We start from the raw sequence: 17813 nt of genomic DNA on the forward strand, positions 1-17813 counted from the left end.
CCGCCCTCACACCGCCTGCACGGTCCAGCCGATCAGCTCCTTCGCGATGCGCGTGAAGGCCGTATCGAACGCTGCGACCGCCGCGGCCGGTTCGACCTTGTCGAGCTTTTCGCTGGTCTCGATGAGACGCGAGGCGACCACCTTGCCGTTCTTGTCGACGATCCGGGCCGACAGGCCGATCTCGACCCGTGTCTCTCCCTCGGTGGCAATGCGGAAGCGCCTGATGTCGATCAGCAGCTGATAGTCCGCCTGCCCGAGATCGGCCGTGCGCAACGGCGCATGGGCGATGTCGTAGTTCTCGAAACTGTCGATCAGCCGCGCCTGCACCAGCTTGGGAATGCTGTCGGCCCAGAGGAAATCGGCAAAACCCGGATTGTCGCCGCCAGGCGCAAACAGCATGCGCTGGGTCTGGAGCATGGCGACCGCTGTCGGCTCGGGGATGGCCAGTGACGCCGCGAGCGTCTTGCCGGCCGGACCGAGGTTCTGCGGCGTGCGCAGGTCATAGGTGACTTTCTGCGCCGGCGTTCCGCCGCCGGTCATCTTCTCCAGGCCCGCCAAAATGCCGTCGATCTTGCCGGTGTTGCGCGCAAGCCCGTCCGAGAAGGTCTTGAGATTGGCGATGGTGTCCTTCAGCGGGCCCGAATTGTCCTCCAGCACGGTATCGACCCGCCGCAGTGCATCCCGTGCGGCCTGCGTCATGCTCTGGCCCGCACCCGCCTCGGCAATCAGGGTCGGGGGCTCGCCGGATTTGGCGACGATGATGCCTCCCTCAAGCGTCACCACCGGCACGCCGGTCAGCCCTTGGAAATCGAGCCCGACCCTGCTGTCGGCGCGCACAGGCGTGGTTGAAGCAACCGATATCGTCGCATTGACGAAGCGTGGATTGTCCGGCGCAAGCCCGAGCTGGGTGACCTCGCCGACGCGGATGCCGTTGAACAGCACACCGGCGCCGACCAGAAGACCGGGCACCGGGCCCTGGAATTGCACGTGATAGCTGGTGCGCGGCCCGATGCCGCCGGTGTTGTTCAGCCAATAGACGAAGCCGAACACCGCGAGAATCGCCGCCAGGACGAAACTGCCGATCAGCACGTAGGGAGCGCGGGTTTCCATGTCTCATCTCATCTCGTGTTGCAGCATCTGCGAGCGTTTGCCGTGGAAATAGGCCCGCACCCAGGGATGCTCGGATTGCAGCAGTTCGCGCATCGGACCGATCGCCACGATCTTGCCGTCGGCGAGAGCGGCGACGCGATCACAGACCGTGGTGAGGCTCGCCAGATCATGGGTGACCATGAACACGGTGAGGCCGAGGGTCTTTTGCAGGGTCCCGATCAGCGCGTCGAAATCGCCCGCCGCGATCGGATCGAGACCTGATGTCGGCTCATCCAGGAACAGGATCGGCGGATCAAGTGCGAGCGCGCGCGCCAGCGCCACGCGCTTGGTCATGCCGCCGGACAGCTCCGCCGGATATTTATCGGCGTCCTGCGCCCGCAGCCCGACCATTTCGAGCTTGGCGATCGCGATCTCGTCCATCAGCTCCTGCGACAGGACGAGATTTTCACGGAGCGGAAACTGGATGTTCTGCCGGACCGTCAGCGAGGAGAACAGCGCGCCCTGCTGGAACAGGATGCCCCATGTCGTGGCGGCGCCTTCGGTACGGCCGCCGATCGGCCGTCCCGTAACCTCGATGGTCCCGCCTTGGCGCGGGATGAGGCCGATGATGGTTCGCATCAACACCGACTTGCCACCACCGGACGCCCCCACGAGCCCGAGTATCTCACCCCGGCGCACGTCGAGGGACAGATGATCGAGCACGGTCTGCCGGCCGAAGCCGACCACGAGGTCGCGGACGCGGATCGCGAACTGCTCTTGCGATTCGCCCATGATCACATTCCGATCGAGGCGAAGAAGATCGCGAACAGGCCGTCGAGCACGATCACCAGGAAGATCGACTTGACCACCGACGTCGTGGTCTGTCGTCCCAGCGACTCGGCGCTGCCCTTCACGCGCAAGCCCTCGCTGCAGGCGACTACTCCGATCACCAGCGCCATGAACGGCGCCTTCAGGATGCCCACCTCGAAATGGGTGACCGAGATCGCTTCGTGCAGCCGCGCGATGTAGATCGCCGGCGCCATGCCGCCATAGAACTGCGCGACCAGGCCGCCGCCATAGAGTGCGGCGATCGATCCGATGAAAGCAAGGATCGGCAGCGCAATCACCAGGGCCGCAACCCGCGGCAGGATCAGGACGTGGACGGGATCGAGGCCCATGGTCGACAGCGCGTCGACCTCCTCGCGCATCTTCATCGAGCCGAGCTCGGCGGTGTAGGCGCTTCCCGAGCGGCCAGCGACCATGATGGCGACGATCAGCACGCCGAGCTCGCGCAGCACCAAAATGCCGACCATGTCGACGGTGTAGGACTCCGCGCCGAACCTGCGGAAATGGAAAAAGCCCTGCTGGGCGATGATGGCGCCGATCAGGAAGGTGATCAGCACGACGATGGGGATGGCCTGCCAGCCGATGCGGTAGAGCTGATAGATCAGCGATGTCAGTCGCAGCGAGCGCGGCCGGCGCAGCACGCCGATCAGGGCCATGAACAGCGCGCCCAGCATTTGAAGAAAGATCGTGATGTCTTCGCGCGCGCCGACCGTGGACTTGCCGAGATCGTTCAGCCTGAGCAGAACAGGGTCGGGTGCAGGCGCCGGCGGCGGGGTGTGGCGGTTGACCTGACGCACCTCGTCCATCAGGCCACTGAAATGGTCGGCGACACCGATAAACTCGGCCGACCTGCCGGATGATGAAGCCCTGCGCGACAGCTTCTCCAGGATCCAGGCGCCGAGCGTGTCGAGCGCGCTGACGCCCGACATGTCCAGGGTCACGGCTCTGGATTGATCGACATCAGCCCCGACCGACCGGGACAATGTCTCCAGCATCGACACGTTCGCAGCAATCCACGGCCCTTCCGGGCACAATTTCAGCTCTTCGCCGGAGGGCGTTGCCAGCAACAGCGGTTCGGAGTTCACGCTTCCACCTCATCGGGACAACCGGGTCCCCATTCAGCCGGTCATTCTAGGCCAGCATGTGGCAGCCGGTTTGACCTGTCTCAAGACCACGACGCGTCTGCCTTCTTGACGCAAATCAAGCCCGGTCGGGCCGGTGAGTCCTAGGTTTGTTTCCATTAACGGGGAAATCAGATCCATGTTCGACAGCGACAGGATGAGCGAAGAACTGCGCACGCTGAAGCTTGACGTCACACGCTTGCTGAGCACGGCCGGCGAGGAGATGTTCGACAGTTCGAAAGACCGCGCGGAGGCGCTTGCCGATCAGATCAGGGCCGCGCTCGCCGAGCTCGGCGAGACCGTCGACGAGGAGCAGCAGCAGCTTCAGGGCCTCATTGCGGACCGCCCGATCACATCATTGGCCTCGGCCTTCGCGCTCGGCGTGGTCGTCCGCTTCATGCTGCGGAGGCACTAGGTGAACACCGAAAATGTCGTCAAACATCTGCGTGTGCTCTGGCGTACCGACAGGATCATCGCGGACATCAGGCTGCGCCACCTGCTGATCGGCCTAGGCCTGCGCGCCTTTGCGGCGCTGATCGCCGCGTTCGGGCTCCTGATGCTGGAGCTGTCCGCCTATTTCGCACTGGTGCAGATCTGGAGTGCCATTGGCGCGGCGGCCATCCTCGGCGCCGTCAATTTTGCCATCGCCGCAATTCTCTTTGTGATTGCCGGCCGGCCTCCTGCAGGCCGCGACATCGAACTCGCCAACGAGATTCACGGCGCATCCATCGAAGCACTTCAGCTCGAGGCACGCACATTCCAGGCCCAGGTGTCGGCGGCCGTGCACCATCCGCTCGGCACGATCGTGCCCGTGCTGGTGCCGCTGATTGCGGTTCTGGTCAAGACTTTGCGGAGACCGGCCAAGGACTCCGCCGCGGCAAATCCGGCCGAAGCGCGCTCATAGCAGGCGCTCAAAGTTTCAGCCTGACGTCGCAAATATCCGGCTCGGTCGGATCCGGCTTCACCTCGAAGCCGAGCTGCCGGCACATTTCGAGCATCGTGGTGTTCTCCCTGAGAACATCACCGGAGATCGCTTTGAGCCCCTCCGATCTCGCGTAGTCGATGATCAGCTGCATCAGGGCCCATCCCAGCCCCTTGCCCTTGAGATCGGACCGCAGCAGGATCGCATATTCACCGCTCTCGTAGATCGAGTCCGAATGGAGTCGGACCACGCCGACCATCTCGCCGGTCGCCTCGTCGAACGCGATAAAGGCCATCGCGCGGGCGTAGTCGAGCTGGGTCAGGCGCGCGATGAACTCGTGTGTGAACTCCTTCATCGGCGCGAAGAAACGCAGGCGAAGGTCGTGCGCCGTGACATGACGCAGAAATGCGTGGATGGTCGGCTCGTCCTCCGGACGCAGCGGCCGTGCGAAGATCCGCCAGCCCTCTTTGAGCTTGAGGCGGCGCTCCCATTGCGACGGATAGGCCCGAACGGCGAAATTGGCGGCGCCGGAGCCGGCAAACTTCCGTTGCGGTGGCCCGACCGCGACGCGAGCGTCGACCGCGGTCACGCCGGTTTCGTCCGCCAGCAGCGGATTGATGTCGAATTCACGGATCCCGGGAATGTCGGCGGCCATCTGCGCCAGCTTGACCAGGACCATGGCGACCGCGTCGGGCTTCACCGCCGGCACGTCCCGGTAAGCGCGAAGCAGCCGTGACACGCGCGTGCGGTCGATCAGGTCGCGGGCCAGCTGCAGATCGAGCGGCGGCAACGCAAGCGCCTTGTCGTTGATGATCTCGACCGCGGTCCCGCCGCGGCCGAACACGACGACGGTGCCGAAGGTCGGATCGTCGGCGAGGCCCAAGATCAACTCGCGCGCCTTCGCCTTCACGACCATCGCCTGCACGATGACGCCCTCAATGCGGGCTTGCGGACGCAGCTTGCTTGCCCGGGCGAGAATGTCGATGGCGGCGGCGCGCACCGCCTCGATCGTCGTCAGATTGAGCACGACGCCGCCGACATCGGATTTGTGGACGATGTCGCGCGACATGATCTTCAGCACGACCGTGGCGCCTTGCGCAAGGATGTCTTTCGCGTAGGCCACCGCCTGCTCGACATCGGCCGCGGCGTATGTGGGCACCAGCGCGATATCGTACGCTTCGAGCAGGTGCTTGATCTCGACGGGCTCGAGCCATTGGCGGCCGTCTGCGATGGCAGCAGCTACGATCTGCTTCGCAGCCCGTGCGTCCGGCACGAAAGTCTCGGGCATCGCCGGTGGAACCTGGCTCAGCTCCTCCACGACTTCGCGGTGCCTCACGAGGTACATGAAGCCGCGCACGGCGTCATCCTCGGTGGGATAGTTCGGGATGCCCGCGCCGGACAGTGTTTCGATGATGTTCTGGTCTGCTCCGATCCACGAGGCGAGCACGGGCTTGGCCCAACCGCGGTGCTTCTCGCGATATGCCTTGACCCGTTCGGTCACCATCGTTGCGATATCGGCAGCCGAGGCGATCGCGGTCTGCACGTTGAGAACGAGGACCGCATCGTTGTCGGGATCGGCGAGCAACACCTCGAGCGCCGCCGCATAGCGCGACGCATCGGCGTCGCCCACGATGTCGACGGGATTTGCGCCGGACCAGGTCGGCGGCAGCGCGTCATCGAGTTTCTTGCGGGCGTCGGCCGAGATGGTCGCCGGAATGCCGCCGAGCTCGACCAATCGGTCAATGGCGAGGACGCCGATGCCGCCGCCATTGGTCAAGATGGCGAGGCGCTTTCCCGCCGGCGACTCGACGCGGCCGAGCGTCTCGGCGCAATCGAACAGCTCGCGCAGATCGGAGACCCGCAGGACGCCCGCGCGCCGGAACGCCGCGTCATAGACGGCGTCGGCGCCGGCGAGTGCACCGGTATGGGTGGCGGCCGCCTTCGCGCCCTGCGCCATTCGGCCGGACTTCACCACCACGACCGGCTTCACACGCGCCGCGGCCCGCGCGGCCGACATGAACTTGCGCGCGTCCTTGATGGCTTCGATGTAGAGCAGAATCGCGCGGGTCTTGTGATCCATCGCGAAATGGTCGAGCAGATCGGCAACATCGACGTCGATTTGATCGCCGATCGAGACGATGCCGGAGAAGCCGACGCCGCGCTGCGCGGCCCAATCGACCATACCGGCCGCGATCGCGCCTGATTGCGAGATCAGCGCGAGATTCCCCGGCCCCGGCATGTGCGCGGCAAAACTGGCATTGAGGCTCACGCCGGGCATCATGATGCCCAGGCAGTTCGGCCCGATCAGCCGCATGCCGTATTTGCGGGCCGCAGCGATGGCGGCTTCCTGCAGGGACCCCGGTCCGTGACCGAGCCCGGCCGAGACGATCAGGGCGCCCGCCGAGCCGCGTCGCGCAGCTTGATCGACGATGCCGGGAACCGCGCGCGCCGGCGCGGTGATGATCACGAGCTCGGGTACGAACGGCAATTTGTCGAGGCTGTCCACGGCCGCGACGCCGCCGATCTCGGCATGGCGCGGATTGACGAGGCCGAACTGTCCCGAGAATCCAGCCTTCTGAATGTTCTCCAGAACGGCGCGTCCAACGGACACCGGGCGGGCGCTCGCACCGACGAGCGCGACCGAACGCGGCGACAGCAGGTTCTTCAGACGATAGGTTGACATGAAAGCAAATGCGCCCGGTCGGTGGCGGTTCCGATGGTTGACGATCAAGCCCGATAAACTGGCGACCCGCCTAGTACGAGAGCATAACCCAGCACGGTGGCTCGCCAATGACGGTCTTTGTCACACCGCCCCAAACGATCTCGTTCAGGCGCGAATGATGGTAGGCGCCCATCACGATTGCATCGATGGCATGGGAATTCGCCCAGCTTCCGAGCACCTTGCCAATCGAGCTGCCGTTGCCCGTCGCGGTTTCGAACGAGGCGTAGACCCCATGTTCCCTCAAATGATCGACCAGAGCCGTCCCGGATTGCACGATCGCGTCTGACTTGTCGTCCGCCACGGTCACGACGCGGACCAGGGCTGCTGCCTGAAGGATAGGCAGCGCGTCGCCGACGGCACGCGCCGCACGCGCGGAGTGATCCCAGGCGATCATGACGTTCTCGAATTCCGGTCGCAGTTCGTCCACATGCTGCTCCGGGCAAAGCAGCACTGGCCGCCCGGATTCGAACAGGAGCGTCTCGATGATGTGCTCGGTTCGGCTGTCGTGCTGCTTCACGGGGAGCAGCGTGAGATCGCTGAAGCGTCCGTGCTCGGCCAGGACTGAGGCGATCTGGTCTGCCGGCACCTTGGCCGACCGGCTTTGAGCGCGGATGCCGGTGCGGGAGGTTGCGCGGGTGAACGCATCCAGGAGATGCTGACTGTCGCCCGCCCCAAGCGAGCCGTTTGCCTCGGCCGCATCGGGGAGCATCACCTTCGGCCGCACGAAGACATCCTCCTCGAGTGCAAGCGCGGTGATCCTGGCGCCGAGGTCGGCGGCAACGGCCACGCATTTCTCGATCGCAGCAAGGGCCGGGCCGCGTGGCTGGCCTACGAGCGGCAGAAAGACGTCCTTGATCGGCATCGGGATTCTCCTCAGGCGTCAGAATAGGCTGGCTTTGGTCGGGACGCTTGATCCTCGTCAAGCCGGGAACTTCGACCGGCCGGAAGGAGACAGGCGTTGACCGAAGTCAAGGACTGGCCGCGATCTGCTTCTATGGATTACCCTGATCGCGGGGCGAGCCGCCTTCCGACGCATCTGGACGTACCAGCTGGAATGACAGACGATTCTGCGACCCAGGACCGGATCTTTGCGGCGCTCGCCAATTCCGCGGATCATCCAAACGTGAGGCGGATCGATACGCACGCCGCTTCAGTCTTCCTCGAAGGTAGACGCGCCCTGAAAATCAAGCGCGCCGTGAAATTTCCATTCCTCGATTATTCGACGCTCGAGAAGCGCAAGGCGGCGTGTGAGAAGGAGATCAGGATCAACCGGGCGCTGGCGCCGCAGATCTATCACCGCGTCGTGGCGATCACGGAACAGTCCGATGGATCGGTGAAGGTCGACGGAAGCGGCCGGCCGATCGAGTATGCGGTCGAGATGTTGCGCTTCGACGAAAGCCGCACGCTGGATCATCTGGCCAAGGCCGGAGCGCTGGATGACACTTTTGCTTCGGCTGTCGCCGACGCGATCGCCGCTTCGCATGCGCAGGCTGTTCGCGCCGACGGCAGCCCATGGGTTTCCTCCTTCCCCGGCCTGATCGATGGCAACAGCAATGGCCTGCGGGCCGGCAATCATTTCGAAGGCGAAGAGATCGCGGAACTCGGCAGAGACTCGCACGCAATGTTCCTCCGCCTCCGGCCCTTGCTCGAAGAGCGCGGCCGTCAAGGCTTCGTCCGCCGCTGCCATGGCGACCTGCATCTTGCGAACATCGTGTCGATCGACGAGAAGCCGGTGCTGTTCGACGCCATCGAATTCGATGCGCAGATGGCAACCACCGACGTGCTCTACGATCTCGCATTCGGATTGATGGACCTGTTGCACCACGGTCAGGCACGCGCGGCCAACATCGTGCTGAACCGTTATCTCGCCGCGACTCCGGTCGAAAATCTCGACGCGCTCTCCGCACTGCCACTGTTCATGTCCATCCGGGCGGCGATCCGCGCCCAGGTCGCGCTGGCACGGCTGAAGCCGCCGCATTCCGATGATCCCAGCATTCTCGACGGGGCGCGGCGCTATTTTGGCTTAGCCCGCGCGCTGATCCAGCCGCCGGCTCCCCGGCTAATTGCAGTCGGCGGATTGTCAGGCACCGGAAAGACGATCTTGGCACGCACGCTCGCGCCGGAGGTTACGCCGCAGCTGGGCGCAGTCGTGCTGCGCAGCGACCTGGTCCGCAAGCAGATGTTCGGGGTCGAGGACACGGACCGGCTGCCGGCATCCGCATACACGCCGGAGGTTACCGCCCGCGTTTACGACATGTTGGCTGAGTATGCCGGGCGGGTGCTGGCGCAAGGCCATTCAGCGATCATCGACGGCGTGTTCGCCCGCGAGGACGAACGAGACGCGGTCGCGGCGCTGGAGCGCGAGCGCAACGTGCCGCTGAGCGGCCTGTTTCTGGTTGCCGACCTCGCGACCCGGCAGGCGCGGATCGGAGGCCGCCGGGGCGACGCATCCGACGCCACGCAAGAGGTTGCCGCGCTGCAAGAGCACTATAATATCGGCCATGTCGGTTGGGCGACCATCGATGCATCCGGGACGCAAGAGCAGACGCTCCAGAACTGCCGGGACGCGATCGCCGAGATCAAGTAAGGCAATCTGCAAATGGCGCGACCCAGCACGAGTTCGACGGCCGCGCGCGTCAAGCCTGCGGCAAGGCGCAATGCCCTGCCCGGCCGCCTCAGCCCCGGCATAGTCTGCGACACCGCCTTCCGGATCATCGCCCGCCGTCACCTCGCCGCCTTTCTCGCCCAGCATGACGGCACCTGCCGCGGCGATCCCGAGGCACTGCACCAGATCCGGATTGCACTGACGCATCTGCGCACCGCGATCCGCTTCTTCTCGCCGATGGTCGATGACGCCCTTCGGCCGGAGGTCTGGACCGAACTGAAATGGCTGAACAGCCAGCTCGGCATGGTGCGGGACCTCGACGTAGCAATCGAGCGGGTCATCGCCGAGAGTGGAGGCGAGTTGACGGTGATTGCCGAGCTCCAGCATTGGGACGAAAAGCGCGCCGAGAGCCATCGCCAGTTGGCGCGCGCGCTGCAATCCGCGCGGTATCGCCGTCTCGTCGAGCAGACGTCAGCCTGGATCGAGAGCGGCCCCTGGTCGACCCGGCGCAGCAAGGAAGCTATCAGGCTACGCCGCTGCACGCTCGCCGACCACGCAACAGCGAAACTCACGCAATGGGAAAAGACGCTGCTCAAGACAGCGCGCAAGCTCCGCAAGCTTGATGTCGAGAAACGGCACAAGCTGCGGCTTCTCAACAAGCGGCTGACCTATTCGATCGAGTCGCTCGAGGACCTGTTCGCCGACGAGTCGCTGACCAAGCAGAAGTCGATCCTCAAGCAATTGCGCAAGGCGCAAAAGTCCCTCGGACAACTGAACGACGATGCGCGAGGTCAGGCCCTAGCGGCGTCGTTGAACGAGGCCGTCCCCGAGGCGGGCATTCGCTTCCTCAATCGCAAGCGCGAAAAGAAACTGTTGCGGATCGCTTCGGACGCCTACCGGAAACTCGACAACGCCAAGCCGTTCCGCTCCGCCGACCTTGCGCCGAATGCGGGGTCTGAGGATTAGGTGTGGACGTAGTCTCCCGGCCCGTCGGGCAGACCGTCAAGGTCTCCGCCTCCGATTTGCGGCGGATCGCAGGGCGTCCCGGAGTGTGCGGCCAGCCACTCGGCCCATTCCGGCCACCACGATCCCTCGACTTGCGGTGCCAGCTTCAGCCATTCGTCCGGGCCGACATAGCGCGCATCGGCGGCCTTGATCAGTACCTGATAGCTGTGGCCGGGCTCGTCCGGCGGCGCGACGACGCCGGCATTGTGGCCGCCGCTGGTCAACACAAAGGTCACGTCGGCATCGACCTGATAGTGGATCTTGTAGACCGATCGCCACGGCGCCACGTGATCGGCGAGCGTGCCGACCACGAACATCGGCGCATGGATATCGGAAAGCGAGACGCTCTTGTCCTCGACACGATAGCGGCCCTCGGCGAGATCGTTGCCCAGGAATAGCTTTCGCAGATACTCCGAATGCATGCGATAAGGCAGCCGCGTGGCGTCGGCGTTCCAGGCCATCAGGTCGCTCGGTGGCGCGCCCTCGCCCATCAGATAGTCGTGCGACAGCCGCGACCAGATCAGTTCGTTGGAGCGCAACAACTGGAACGCGCCGGCCATCTGCGTCGTGTCCAGATAGCCCCGCTGCCACATCAGGTCCTCGAGAAAGGCGACCTGGCTCTCGTTGACGAAAAGCGTCAGCTCGCCGGCCTCGGTGAAATCCGTCTGTGCGGCAAGCAGGGTGGTCGTGCACAGTCGCTTGTCGCCATCGCGTGCCATCGCAGCCGCAGCGATCGACAGCAATGTGCCACCCAGGCAGTAGCCGAGCGCATGGGTCTTCCGGCCCGGCAGGATCCGGCCGATCATGTCCAACGCCGCCATGACACCCAGCTTGCGATAGTCGTCGAAGGCAACATCCCGGTCTTTGGCATCCGGATTTCGCCAGGAAATCGCGAATACGGTGAAGCCCTGGCCGGTCAGATACCTCACCAGAGAATTCTGCGGCGACAGATCGAGGATGTAGTACTTCATGATCCAGGCGGGCACGATCAGGATTGGCTCGGGTCGCACTTGAGCCGTCGTCGGATGGTACTGGATCAGCTCGATCAACGCATTGCGATAAACGACCTTGCCCGGCGAAGCCGCGACCGTCTTGCCGACGATGAACTGTTCGTCGCCCGCTGGCCTTGCGGCGGAGAGCAGGCGCATCAGGTCGCTGCACCAGTTCTGCCAGCCGAATACGAAATTCTCCCCGCCGCTCCGGAACGCCTTCTCCAGCACTTGCGGATTGGTCGCCGCGAAATTCGACGGCGCCAGCATGTCGAGCATCTGACGCATCGAGAATTCGACGATGGCTTCATTTGCCTGCGACACGCCGCGTACGCCGGTCGTGGCATCGTGCCACCAGCGCTCTCTGAGCAGGAACGCCTGCGCAAGCAGATTGAACGGTGCGGCTTCCCACTGCGGCCCCCTGAAGCGACGATCCCGTCCCTGCGATGCAATCACGGACCACGGCTTTTGCGACGTCGCATGCGCGGCGGCTTCCAGGAACTGGCCCATGTCGCGAAGGACATTGCGCGACATCTCCACCTGACGCTGCGGCGCGGCAGCCAGATGAGAGTTCCAATCGAGCCAGGCGAGCAACAAGGCCAGCGGCGAAATCCCGCCCGTCAACCGCGCCAGCATCGCATGAAACGCGCGATCGAGAGGGTATGGCTCCGATACAGGCAGGGGATCGGCGGCGACGGGCATTCCAGCCAGCGTTTCGGGGCCGGTCGTAGAGGCTTCTGGCTCAACGACAGGATTGACGGAGAGAGCCTGCGCGGCCGGCCCTTCGGACCTTGGAAATATCTGCACGACGCTCATGGCTGAATGTTCCTGCCGGCTTCTTGGCTGCGTGGCAGCAGGATATGGCGAGGCTTGGGATGCGCGTTGAGCTGCATCAAGTCCGGGCATCGGAAAGAGCCCCGCTTCACCCCTTGACCTGCGTCAAGCCGCAGCACGACGCGAGAGCTAGGTTTTGCGCATCGACCTCGACAATCCAGCGGAGTCTGCCATGCGCGCCCATCAGATCATGACCCGGTCGGTCATCTCGGTTACGCCCGACACCAGCATCGTCGAGGCGGCAAACATCATGCTGAAGCGGCATGTCAGCGGTCTCACGGTCGTGGACAATGCCGGCAAGCTGGTCGGCGTGGTCTCGGAAGGCGACTTCATCCGCCGCAGCGAAATCGGCACGGGACGCAAGCGCGGGCGCTGGCTGCGGTTCATTCTCGGATCCGGCAAATCGGCCAGCGACTTCGTCCACGAGCACGGTCGCAAGGTCACGGAGGTGATGACCTCTTCACCGGTGACCATCACCGAGGATACGGCGCTTGCCGAGATCGTCGATCTCATGGAGCGGAACAACGTGAAGCGTCTCCCGGTAATCCGCGGCGACAAAATCGTCGGCATCGTGTCGCGCGCGAACCTGCTCCAGGCGGTGGCGGACCTCGCCCGAGACGTACCCGACCCGACCGCGGACGACGATCACATTCGCAGCCGCATCATCGATACCATGGAGAAGAACGACTGGTGCCCGTTCGGGCTGAACGTCATCGTCCGCGACGGCATCGTTCATCTCAGCGGCGTCATCACCGAGGAGCGCGTGCGACAGGCCGCGATCGTCGCAGCGGAGAACGTCAACGGCGTGAAGAAGGTGCACGACCATCTCTGCTGGGTCGACACCATGTCAGGAATATACCTGAACTCGCCCGAAGACGATGACCTCGCCAAGGCGAGCTGACCAAGGCAAGCTGACCGCGCACCGATCGCAGTTCAGCGCGGAATGACGGCGGTGGCTTCGATTTCGACGCGCGCCGTCTTCTCGACGAGGCGGACGACCTGAACCAGCGCCATCGCCGGGTAGTGCGCGCCGAAGATGGTGCGGTAGGCCTTGCCGAGCTCTTTCAGGTTCGTCAGGTACTCGTCCATGTCGACGACGTACCAGGTCAGGCGCACCAGATGCTCGGGCTGCGCGCCGGCCTCCGCGAGGATCGCGGCGATGTTGCCTAGGGTTTGGCGCACCTGCGCGACAAAACCCTCCGCGAGACGCTCCTCGGCATCCCAGCCGATGACACCGCCAGTGACGACGATGCGTCCCTCGGCGGCCATGCCGTTGGCATAGCCTTTCGGCACCGGCCAACCGGACGGTTGGAGCACCTGCGCCCTGGCGCGGGTTTCGTCCACAGGTGCTGTCGGCAGCACCGCAAGCTGCGGGCTTTTCGGCGTCGTCACGGACAATTCTCTATCCTTCTCTCATTCCGCCGCGACGCCGGAGGACGTCACCGCGGTCTGCGCCAGTTGCCGCAGGGCAAAGCGCTTTAACTTGCCGGTCTCGGTCTTCGGTAGTTGCGTCACGAACTCGATCGCGCGCGGATATTTGTACGGCGCGATCTCGCGTTTGACATGCTCCTGCAACGCAGCCACGAGCTCGGCATCCGGCGTTACGCCCGGCGCGGCAACGACATAGGCCTTCACGATCATGCCGCGCGCCTCGTCCGGCGCGCCGACGACCCCGCACTCCAGGACGGAGGGATGTGTAAGCAGCGCCGCCTCGACGTCCGTGCCTGCGATGTTGTAGCCGGCCGACACGATCATGTCGTCCGAGCGCGATTGGTACCAGAAATAGCCCTCGCTATCCATCAGATAGGTATCGCCCGTGATGTTCCAGCCGTTCTGGACGTATTTGCGCTGCCGCTCGTCGGCGAGATAGCGGCAACCTGTCGGCCCGCGTACCGCGAGCCTTCCCATCGTGCCCGGCGGAACGTCATTGCCAGAATCATCGACGATCTTCGCTTCATACCCCGGCACCGGCTTGCCCGTCGCACCGGGGCGGATCTCGTCCTCGGTCGCGCTGATGAAGATGTGCAGCAGCTCGGTCGAGCCGATGCCGTCCATCAGCTTGATGCCGGTCGCCTTCAGCCAGGCATCGAATGTCGGCTTGGGCAGCGTCTCTCCGGCGGACACGCATTTGCGAAGCGAGGAAATATCGCGGCCCGGAAGCTTGCCGATCATCGCCCGGTACGCGGTCGGCGCGGTGAAACAGACCGTGGTCTTGTACTGCTCGATCGCATTCAGAATGTCGTCGGGCGCCGTCTTCTCAAGAACGACGAACGAGGCGCCGATGTGCATTGGAAACAGCACGCCGCCGAAGCCAAACGTGAAGGCGAGCGGTGCCGAGCCGACGAAGCGATCCTTCTGCTCCGCGCGCAGGATGTTGCGCGCATAGCCATCGCAGACCGCCAGCATGTCACGGTGGAAATGCATGGTGCCCTTGGGATCGCCGGTCGTGCCCGACGTGAACGCAATCAGGCAGACGTCGTCGGAGGCGGTATCGACAGCCCTGAACTCCGGACTTGCATCCTCCATCAGCGCTTCGAGCGAGTCGCTGCCGCCATTGCCCCAATAGACCACGCGCTCGAGGCCGGGGGCTGCGGCTTTCGCCTTCTCCATTTCGTCGGCGAGCTTGCCGTCGCAGAGCGCGAGCGTGATCTCGGCCTTCTGGATCGGATAGGACAGCTCCTTGGCACGCAACAGTGGCATCGTCGCGACGACGATGCCACCGGCCTTGATCACTGCCAGATAGGTCGCGACCATCATCGGATTGTTGGCCGAACGCAGCAGCACGCGTCCGCCGGTGACGAGACCAAGCTTGCCGACCAGCACATTGGCGATGCGGTTCACGACCGTTTGCAGCTCACGATAGGTGTAGCTGACGGCGGGGCTGATCACGCAAGGAGCGTCGCCATGTCCCTGCTCGACCCAGCGGTCGAGGAAATAGCTGACGCAGTTGAGGCGGGGCGGATACTGCAGTTCCGGTCGCGTGAAGATGAATTCCGGCCAGAGCTCGGCTGGCGGAAGATGCTGCCGCGCGAACGTATCGACATGGGCTGTCGCGGCGTTATCGTCACGCGAGCCCGAGACTTGAACCTTGGCGGCGTTGGCCATCGCACGCTCCTTTCAGCATGGAAAGCACCCGGCAGCACTCACTCGGAAACATTTTAGGCTTAAAGCAATTTCGTGCAATAGCGGATTTTGGGCATCCCGTGCTTTTTCCGGCGGCAAATGGGATTGGTGGGCGCGTCAGCCGCGCACTAGGCCCGGCGGCGACCGGCCGATTTCTGCGCCGATGCCTTGGTCTTGGCGAGCAGCCGCATCAATTCGCGCACATCCTTCGGCGTCAGGTCGGCGAAAAGATCGGCGATCCAGGTCTCGTGTTCCGCGGCCATTCTGCGAAACTCGGCGCGACCGAGTTTGGTCAGCCGGATCACCTGGACGCGGCGGTCGGTCTCCGACGTGCGGCGGTCGAGATGACCGGATTCCACGAGGCGCTCGACGAGACCGGTGACGTTGCCGTTCGACACCATCATGCGCTTGGAGACGTCGGACAGCGTCATGCCGTCGGGTGCCTTGTCGAGCTGCGCCATCAGGTCGAAACGGGGCAATGTGACGTCGAAGCGCTGCCGCAACCGGCCACGGACCTCGCCCTCGATCAGCGTAGTGCAGGTCAAGAGGCGCAGCCACAGCCGAAGCTCTTCGGCGTGATCCTCCGGAGTTTCGACGGCCTTGGTCTCGGAATCGAGCATGTTGATGCAGTCACTCACGGCCTAGCATTGGCGCCCGGCACGAATTCCAACATTTTGAGCTTCAAATAAATCGAAGCCGGCTGCAAGCCTAAAGCCGCAACAATCGATCGCATCCCGATTTCTTTAGGCTTCAAATAATTGGCGCGCCGCTTGCATGCGCCGCTGTCCGCAGATGACGACGCTTTGAGCTCGCTTGCCGCGGCAGCAATCATCGGCATAAACTTGGATTGGAGTAGCGGCTTGCAGCGCAAGTCCTGTTGTCACGGGGGACAGATCATGAAGACGCAAATGACGTTGGCCGCAGCCGCCTTGCTGCTTGGCACCGCGGTGAGTCCTTCCCTCGCCCAGGAGAGAATCAAGCTGGGTGTGATCGTGACCCTGTCGGGACCCGCCGCCGCGCTCGGCCAACAGGTTCGCGACGGCTTTGCGCTCGGAATGAAGGATCTCGGCGGCAAGATGGGCGGCCGCGATGTCGAGGTCGTCGTGGTCGACGACGAATTGAAGCCGGACGCAGCAGTTACCAAGGTCAAGGGCCTTCTGGAGCGCGACAAGGTCGACTTCGTGGTCGGCCCGATCTTCTCCAACATCCTCCAGGCGATCCACCGGCCGGTCACGGAATCGAAAACCTTCCTGATCAGCCCCAATGCCGGCCCGTCCACTTTTGCCGGCAAGGATTGCAACCCGTTCTTCTATGTGACCTCGTATCAGAACGATCAGGTGCACGAAATCCTCGGCAAGGTCGCGCAGGATCGCGGATACAAGCGCATGTATCTGATGGTGCCGAATTATCAGGCCGGCAAGGACTCGGTGGCGGGCTTCAAGCTCGACTACAAGGGCGAGATCATCGAAGAATCCTACATGCCGCTCAACACGCTGGACTTCCAGCCGGAGCTTTCCAAGATTTCATCGCAGAAGCCCGATGCGCTCTTCACGTTCATGCCCGGCGGCCTCGGGGTCAATCTCGTCAAGCAATACCGGCAGGCTGGCCTCGCCGACAGCATTCCGGTGCTCTCGGCTTTCACGGTAGATGAATCGACGCTGCCGGCGCAGCAGGACGCGGCGGTCGGCATGTTCGGCGGCGCGAACTGGGCGCCCAATCTCGATAATCCCCAGAACAAGAAGTTCGTCGCCGCCTACGAGGCCGCCTATAACGGCGTGCCCGGCACCTACGCCTTCCAGGCGTATGATGCCGCGATGCTGATCGACAGCGCCGTCAAGGCCGTGAAGGGCGACCTCTCCAACAAGGACGCGGTCGCGGCCGCTCTGAAAAAGGCCGACTTCACCTCGCTGCGCGGCCCCTTCAAGTTCAACACCAACGGTTATCCGATCCAGGATTTCTACCTGACCAAGGTCGCCAAGCGCGCGGACGGCAAGTTCCAGACCGAGATCGTCCAGAAAGTCTTTGAGAATTACGGCGACCGCTACGCCAAGGACTGCAAGGCGGCGAACTAAGCCGCACGTCGCGTCGAGGGAGGATCACGATGAAAAGCGAAATCACCGGCATCACACGGGCCAATGAGGGGATCCAGGGCATCTCCTGGAACATCCTCGGCCAGACCTATGTGCCGAAGAGCAACACGGAGCACAGCTTCTCCTGGCATGCGACGCTGCCGCCGGGCACGTTCGTGCCGCCGCACATTCATCCGGACCAGGATGAATATCTCTACATGCTGGAGGGCAAGCTCGATTTCATGCTCGGCAATTCCGAGTCGCAGGCGACCGCGGGCGACCTGATCCGGCTCGGCATGGGCGTGCCGCATGGCATCTTCAACAAATCGGATCAGACCGCGAAGGTGTTGTTCTGGGTGTCACCGACCCGCAAGCTGTTCGACCTGTTCTGGGGCCTTCACAACATGAAGGAACAGAAGCCCGAGGACGTGGTGGCGATGGCCGCCGAGTTCAACATCCACTTCCTGCCGCCGCCTCCCGGCGGCTAG

General features: G+C 63.8%; 17 protein-coding genes. 7 read left to right on the forward strand and 10 right to left on the reverse strand.

The genetic code is table 11. The features are described 5' to 3' along the window. Nucleotides 1-6: 6 nt before the first annotated feature. Genes IVB45_RS25975 through IVB45_RS25985 form a run of 3 tightly spaced genes read right to left on the reverse strand, consistent with a single transcriptional unit; the run spans nt 7 to nt 3020 of the window. Nucleotides 7-1110 (reverse strand): MlaD family protein, encoded by a 1104-nt coding sequence (locus tag IVB45_RS25975; protein ID WP_247356555.1) that lies wholly within the window; start codon nt 1108-1110, stop codon nt 7-9. Nucleotides 1111-1113: 3 nt separating this feature from the next. Continuing rightward, nucleotides 1114-1881 carry an ABC transporter ATP-binding protein gene (locus IVB45_RS25980; protein WP_027519252.1) on the reverse strand — a complete coding sequence of 256 codons (768 nt, stop codon included), beginning with the start codon at nt 1879-1881 and terminating at the stop codon, nt 1114-1116. A 2-nt stretch (nt 1882-1883) separates the two neighbouring features. Further along, on the reverse strand, nt 1884-3020 hold the full coding sequence (locus tag IVB45_RS25985; RefSeq protein WP_247356554.1) for an ABC transporter permease: 1137 nt from the start codon (nt 3018-3020) through the stop codon (nt 1884-1886). A 175-nt stretch (nt 3021-3195) separates the two neighbouring features. Between IVB45_RS25985 and IVB45_RS25990 the strand changes: the two genes are divergently transcribed. Together IVB45_RS25990 and IVB45_RS25995 are read left to right on the forward strand one after the other, a co-directional pair. After that, a complete protein-coding gene (locus tag IVB45_RS25990; protein WP_247356552.1) occupies nt 3196-3471 on the forward strand; it encodes a hypothetical protein in 276 nt (91 codons plus the stop codon). Next, complete coding sequence (locus IVB45_RS25995; protein WP_247356550.1) at nt 3472-3960, forward strand: phage holin family protein; 489 nt, start codon at nt 3472-3474, stop codon at nt 3958-3960. It begins immediately after the preceding gene. Nucleotides 3961-3967: 7 nt separating this feature from the next. Here IVB45_RS25995 and IVB45_RS26000 read toward each other — a convergent pair whose 3' ends face one another. Together IVB45_RS26000 and IVB45_RS26005 are read right to left on the reverse strand one after the other, a co-directional pair. Next, the gene (locus tag IVB45_RS26000; protein WP_247356671.1) at nt 3968-6661 is read right to left on the reverse strand and encodes a bifunctional acetate--CoA ligase family protein/GNAT family N-acetyltransferase; all 2694 of its coding nucleotides are present in this window, start codon (nt 6659-6661) and stop codon (nt 3968-3970) included. A 70-nt stretch (nt 6662-6731) separates the two neighbouring features. After that, entirely contained in the window at nt 6732-7562 is an 831-nt protein-coding gene (locus IVB45_RS26005; RefSeq protein WP_247356548.1) for a universal stress protein, read from the reverse strand. 192 nt (nt 7563-7754) lie between these two features. Here IVB45_RS26005 and IVB45_RS26010 point away from each other — a divergent pair, with 192 nt between their 5' ends. Continuing rightward, nucleotides 7755-9287: a bifunctional aminoglycoside phosphotransferase/ATP-binding protein gene (locus IVB45_RS26010; protein ID WP_247356545.1), complete on the forward strand. Its 1533-nt coding sequence runs from the start codon at nt 7755-7757 to the stop codon at nt 9285-9287. A 12-nt stretch (nt 9288-9299) separates the two neighbouring features. Next, nucleotides 9300-10271 carry a CHAD domain-containing protein gene (locus IVB45_RS26015; RefSeq protein ID WP_247356543.1) on the forward strand — a complete coding sequence of 324 codons (972 nt, stop codon included), beginning with the start codon at nt 9300-9302 and terminating at the stop codon, nt 10269-10271. Here the strand turns inward: IVB45_RS26015 and IVB45_RS26020 are convergent. Next, a complete protein-coding gene (locus IVB45_RS26020) occupies nt 10268-12115 on the reverse strand; it encodes an alpha/beta fold hydrolase (protein ID WP_247356540.1) in 1848 nt (615 codons plus the stop codon). The two genes, IVB45_RS26015 and IVB45_RS26020, sit on opposite strands and share 4 nt — an antisense overlap. A 190-nt stretch (nt 12116-12305) precedes the next feature. On the opposite strand from IVB45_RS26020, the gene IVB45_RS26025 reads away from it, so the two are divergent. Beyond that, a complete protein-coding gene (locus IVB45_RS26025; protein ID WP_247356538.1) occupies nt 12306-13034 on the forward strand; it encodes a CBS domain-containing protein in 729 nt (242 codons plus the stop codon). Nucleotides 13035-13066: 32 nt separating this feature from the next. Here IVB45_RS26025 and IVB45_RS26030 read toward each other — a convergent pair whose 3' ends face one another. The 4 genes from IVB45_RS26030 to IVB45_RS26045 form a co-directional block, all read right to left on the reverse strand. Further along, the gene (locus IVB45_RS26030) at nt 13067-13525 is read right to left on the reverse strand and encodes a RidA family protein (RefSeq protein WP_247356536.1); all 459 of its coding nucleotides are present in this window, start codon (nt 13523-13525) and stop codon (nt 13067-13069) included. A gap of 21 nt (nt 13526-13546) precedes the next feature. Further along, nucleotides 13547-15238, reverse strand: coding sequence for a benzoate-CoA ligase family protein (locus IVB45_RS26035; protein WP_247356535.1), 1692 nt, complete (start codon nt 15236-15238; stop codon nt 13547-13549). Nucleotides 15239-15384: 146 nt separating this feature from the next. After that, nucleotides 15385-15876: a MarR family transcriptional regulator gene (locus IVB45_RS26040; RefSeq protein WP_027566696.1), complete on the reverse strand. Its 492-nt coding sequence runs from the start codon at nt 15874-15876 to the stop codon at nt 15385-15387. Nucleotides 15877-15890: 14 nt separating this feature from the next. Further along, a complete protein-coding gene (locus tag IVB45_RS26045) occupies nt 15891-16088 on the reverse strand; it encodes a hypothetical protein (RefSeq protein WP_247356533.1) in 198 nt (65 codons plus the stop codon). A 64-nt stretch (nt 16089-16152) separates the two neighbouring features. On the opposite strand from IVB45_RS26045, the gene IVB45_RS26050 reads away from it, so the two are divergent. Further along, on the forward strand, nt 16153-17328 hold the full coding sequence (locus IVB45_RS26050) for an ABC transporter substrate-binding protein (RefSeq protein ID WP_247356531.1): 1176 nt from the start codon (nt 16153-16155) through the stop codon (nt 17326-17328). Between the two features lie 29 nt (nt 17329-17357). After that, nucleotides 17358-17813 carry a cupin domain-containing protein gene (locus tag IVB45_RS26055; protein ID WP_027566694.1) on the forward strand — a complete coding sequence of 152 codons (456 nt, stop codon included), beginning with the start codon at nt 17358-17360 and terminating at the stop codon, nt 17811-17813.

The organism is Bradyrhizobium sp. 4 (assembly GCF_023100905.1).
In the GTDB taxonomy this organism is placed as follows: domain Bacteria; phylum Pseudomonadota; class Alphaproteobacteria; order Rhizobiales; family Xanthobacteraceae; genus Bradyrhizobium.

Coding starts and splice junctions, on each gene's coding strand:
- IVB45_RS25975 (WP_247356555.1), bottom strand. CDS start 1,110: ATGGAAACCCGCGCTCCCTACGTGCTGATCGGCAGTTTCGTCCTGGCG.
- IVB45_RS26010 (WP_247356545.1), top strand. CDS start 7,755: ATGACAGACGATTCTGCGACCCAGGACCGGATCTTTGCGGCGCTCGCC.
- IVB45_RS26040 (WP_027566696.1), bottom strand. CDS start 15,876: ATGCTCGATTCCGAGACCAAGGCCGTCGAAACTCCGGAGGATCACGCC.
- IVB45_RS26045 (WP_247356533.1), bottom strand. CDS start 16,088: ATGATTGCTGCCGCGGCAAGCGAGCTCAAAGCGTCGTCATCTGCGGAC.
- IVB45_RS25980 (WP_027519252.1), bottom strand. CDS start 1,881: ATGGGCGAATCGCAAGAGCAGTTCGCGATCCGCGTCCGCGACCTCGTG.
- IVB45_RS25990 (WP_247356552.1), top strand. CDS start 3,196: ATGTTCGACAGCGACAGGATGAGCGAAGAACTGCGCACGCTGAAGCTT.
- IVB45_RS26035 (WP_247356535.1), bottom strand. CDS start 15,238: ATGGCCAACGCCGCCAAGGTTCAAGTCTCGGGCTCGCGTGACGATAAC.
- IVB45_RS26055 (WP_027566694.1), top strand. CDS start 17,358: ATGAAAAGCGAAATCACCGGCATCACACGGGCCAATGAGGGGATCCAG.
- IVB45_RS26005 (WP_247356548.1), bottom strand. CDS start 7,562: ATGCCGATCAAGGACGTCTTTCTGCCGCTCGTAGGCCAGCCACGCGGC.
- IVB45_RS26020 (WP_247356540.1), bottom strand. CDS start 12,115: ATGAGCGTCGTGCAGATATTTCCAAGGTCCGAAGGGCCGGCCGCGCAG.
- IVB45_RS26050 (WP_247356531.1), top strand. CDS start 16,153: ATGAAGACGCAAATGACGTTGGCCGCAGCCGCCTTGCTGCTTGGCACC.
- IVB45_RS26000 (WP_247356671.1), bottom strand. CDS start 6,661: ATGTCAACCTATCGTCTGAAGAACCTGCTGTCGCCGCGTTCGGTCGCG.
- IVB45_RS26015 (WP_247356543.1), top strand. CDS start 9,300: ATGGCGCGACCCAGCACGAGTTCGACGGCCGCGCGCGTCAAGCCTGCG.
- IVB45_RS26025 (WP_247356538.1), top strand. CDS start 12,306: ATGCGCGCCCATCAGATCATGACCCGGTCGGTCATCTCGGTTACGCCC.